We start from the raw sequence: 3,419 nt of genomic DNA on the forward strand, positions 1-3,419 counted from the left end.
GAAGAAACCGATGGTCTTGGTTACGTCGAGAATGAGCGTCGCGATCGCGCCCACCGCGAACGGCCATTCGAAACGGCTCCAGATATAGATCAGCATGGCTATGCTGGCGAGGATGACCGAGAGGAAACCGGCCGTTGCCAACTCGCCGCTGACCTTCGGGCCAACGACTTCCGTGCGCTGGATCTGCGACGTCGGATCGATGGTCTGGATTTCCGTCTTCAGTTTCTCGACCGCTTCATTTTGCGCCGATTCCGGGCCTGGTTGGCGCTCGACACGCAGCAGGATGTGATTGCTGTCACCGAACTCCTGCAGGGCAACCTCGCCAAGGCCGAGCCGCTCCAATCCGGCACGAAACGCGCCAAGATCGGCGGCTTGTTCCGTCGACACTTCAATCTGGATGCCACCTTTGAAGTCCACGCCATAGTTCAATCCCGGCGTGAAGAACAGGATGACCGATGAGATCGACAGAAAGGCGGAAATGCCAAGGCCGACCAGGCGGGCCTTCATGAAGTCGATCTTGGTCCCATCCGGGATCAGGCGGATCGGAACGAGGGCATTGATGCTGATCGTCTTCAGTTTGAACCGTGTCGTGATCGAAATCATCGCGACACGGACGACCGATACTGCCGTGAACATCGAGATGGCGATACCAAGCCCCATCGTTACGGCAAAACCGCGTACCGGTCCGGAACCGAACCAGAATAGCAGGACGGTCGCAATCAGCGCCGTGACATTGCTGTCGATGATGGTGGAATAGGCCTTCTGGAAGCCCTGGTCGATGGCAGCGTGGACACCACGTCCCTTGCGGCTTTCCTCGCGGATGCGCTCATTGATCAGCACGTTTGCATCGACGGCAAGACCGATCCCGAGCACGATGCCGGCAATGCCGGGTAGCGTCAAAGTCGAGCCGATGATGCTGAGGCCCGCAAATGTCAAAATGACGTTCAGGGCGAGAGCGACGACGGCAAGCAGGCCCCAGGTGCCATAGAGCAGAAGGATGAAGCCCATGACCAGGCCGAAACCGGCAAGGCCGGACAGAATGCCACGTTCGATGGCGTCACCACCGAGATCGGCACCGACCGTGCGTTCCTCGATCACGTTGAGCTTGGCCGGCAGGGCGCCGGCTCTGAGCAGGGCCGCAAGGGTATTGGCGCCCTCGACCGTGAAAGAGCCGGAAATCTGGCCAGCACCGCCGGTGATCGGTTCCCGGATGACCGGCGCACTCAGTACCTTTCCGTCAAGAACGATGGCGAAGGGGTTTCCGACATTCTGGCGGGTGATGTCGGCAAATCGTGTGGCACCTGTCTGGTCGAAGCGGAAGCTGACCACTGGTTGATTGTTGTTTGGGTCGAATGCAACGCGGGCGTCGGTCAGCCGGTCGCCCGAAAGAAGGACGCGGTCCTCGACGGGGTATGACTGGCCTTCTTCGTCCTGAAGGGTCGAAACGCCCCGGTCTCCCGTGCGACCGAGCAGATGGAAGCTCATCTTGGCGGTCGAGCCAAGAAGCTGCTTGAGATGCGAGGGATCTTGCTCGCCCGGAAGCTGCACCAGAACGCGATCCGCGCCGACGCGCTGAATCGTCGGCTCGGCGACGCCGACCTGGTCGACGCGCTGCCGGATAATTTCGAGGCTCTGATCAACTGCGCCACTGATCCGGTGGGAGAGGCCGACCTCGGACGGATGCAGCGTGATCGCGCTGTCGCCGCGTGGCGCAATGTCGAGGTCCGATACGCCTATCGACGTGCCCCAGGTGACCTGATTGACCAGTTTGGCAAGCTCCGTCTGGGCAGCCTGTCTCTGGCTTGGATCCCTGACGGTCACCACGACATTGTTTTGTTCGCGACGGATGGACGTTGTCGGGATTTTTGCTAATTCCAGGGTGTTGCGCGCATCCTGCGTCAGGTTCTGCAACCATTCAGCTTCCAGCGACGGTCGATCCACTTCCAGAACGAGATGTGATCCGCCGCGCAGGTCGAGGCCGAGCGAAATTTTAGTTGAGGGCAGCCAAGACGGCCAGGCTGCCAGCGTCTTTTCGGAGAGTATGTTGGGCAGTGCAATCAGCACGCCCATTATGATGATGACCGCGTAGGTCATCACCTTCCAGGGTGAGTTTCTCAAGGTCTTGGTTCCTACAGGGGCATCGACGGTCCATCCGCGACGAAGCAGGAGCTTGGTCGGAGGACACAGTCGGACGCCGCTTTTGATTTTCTGGGCGTGGGAGCGTCAGACGATCTGGATGGGTGGCGCGCGTGCCCTGTAGGCAGAGTGTTTGGTCTCTGTCAGATGGTCTGGATCTGGCGCAGCGTGCGGACTGTGTCCGTCACGGTTGGATACAACCTGTGCCTCGCTCGGCGGTGTCGCATCCGGAGCATCGCCCAGTCGCACCTTGCTTCGCTGGCGGTCCGCGCTCGCAACCAGGGCTCTCGGTGTCTCCGTCCTGTTGGCCAGCGCATTTCTGGGGTCCTCGACATCGGCGAGCGCCTGGCCATGGCTTGCCTGACGCTGCAGGGTCTGTCCCCAGTCGCCTTGCACGAGCAACAAGATGAACAGCAGCGACTGCAGGGCCGACAGGAAAAGACCAAGCGCAGGCCGGTCACCGTCGCAACCGTATCGAACCGGGCGACGGCTCCTCTCAGCCAAATGGGTCTTGCTTGCAATCTTCATTGCGGCGTTCCGTATCAGGAAATTGCGTGCCTGTCGTGGCCGCAAACGCAATGTCTTGGAATTGTGCTGCCGATTTTGCGCCGGACACAGCCGGGATTGCAACTATCGTGGCGGTCTGGTTGCACCAAAGTGAATATCGGCTTCGAAACCATCATCGCGCCCATGGGCTGGCGAGTGAAGTGTCAGACTAGCGCCCATCTGGGTCAGAAGGCGTTCGGCAATCGACAGGCCCAGGCCCGAACCGGGTGCAACGGTCTTGCCCCTGCTAAACCTTTGCCGGACTTCGGCTATTTCGGCCTGCGACAAAGGTTGAGCGCCATTGATGATGCGGATGTGGGTTTCGTCTTCAACGTGAATGTCGACAGGTTGTTCTGGCAGGCCATGGATCACCGCGTTTTCGATCAGGTTGCGCAGGGCGATGGCAAAAGCGTCGGCGCTTGCCGGCCAGGGCAGTTTGCTGCCGGGCGGACGATGATAGCGGATGCGCTGTGGATTGGATGTCGACCGTTTTGCGTCAAGGACCACGAGGTCCAGCACGGGAATGAGGTCGACGGCATCGTCAGTGGCGCCGATCCCCGCTTCTGCGCGGGCAAGCTGCAGCAGTTTCTCGGTCAGCTTCGTCAGCTTGACGAGCGATGTCTCCACCTGGCGCGCGCGCTCCTGGCCCGATCCCGCGTCAAGTTCGCCGATCAGCAATTGCGTCTGTGCCAAGGCGCCGGCAAGCGGTGTGCGCAGCTCATGGGCACTGTTGGAGG

3 protein-coding genes are annotated in these 3,419 nt (G+C 60.5%); all 3 read right to left on the reverse strand.

Going from position 1 to position 3,419, the window contains the following annotated elements; all coding sequences use genetic code 11:
* Positions 1–2,118: protein translocase subunit SecD (secD, locus tag PDO_RS11575; RefSeq protein ID WP_037073611.1), on the reverse strand; the 2,118-nt coding region annotated here is incomplete at its 3' end.
* Between the two features lie 105 nt (positions 2,119–2,223).
* Positions 2,224–2,664: a hypothetical protein gene (locus tag PDO_RS11580; RefSeq protein WP_009109584.1), complete on the reverse strand. Its 441-nt coding sequence runs from the start codon at positions 2,662–2,664 to the stop codon at positions 2,224–2,226.
* A 102-nt stretch (positions 2,665–2,766) separates the two neighbouring features.
* Positions 2,767–3,419, reverse strand: a 653-nt coding sequence (locus tag PDO_RS11585) for a sensor histidine kinase (protein WP_009109586.1), incomplete at its 5' end; no start/stop codon positions are given.

Origin of the sequence: Rhizobium sp. PDO1-076 (assembly GCF_000247475.1) — a bacterium.
In the GTDB taxonomy this organism is placed as follows: domain Bacteria; phylum Pseudomonadota; class Alphaproteobacteria; order Rhizobiales; family Rhizobiaceae; genus Allorhizobium.

Bases quoted from the DNA above. Each gene is read 5' to 3' on its own strand.
- PDO_RS11580 (WP_009109584.1), bottom strand. From the start codon at position 2,664: ATGAAGATTGCAAGCAAGACCCATTTGGCTGAGAGGAGCCGTCGCCCG.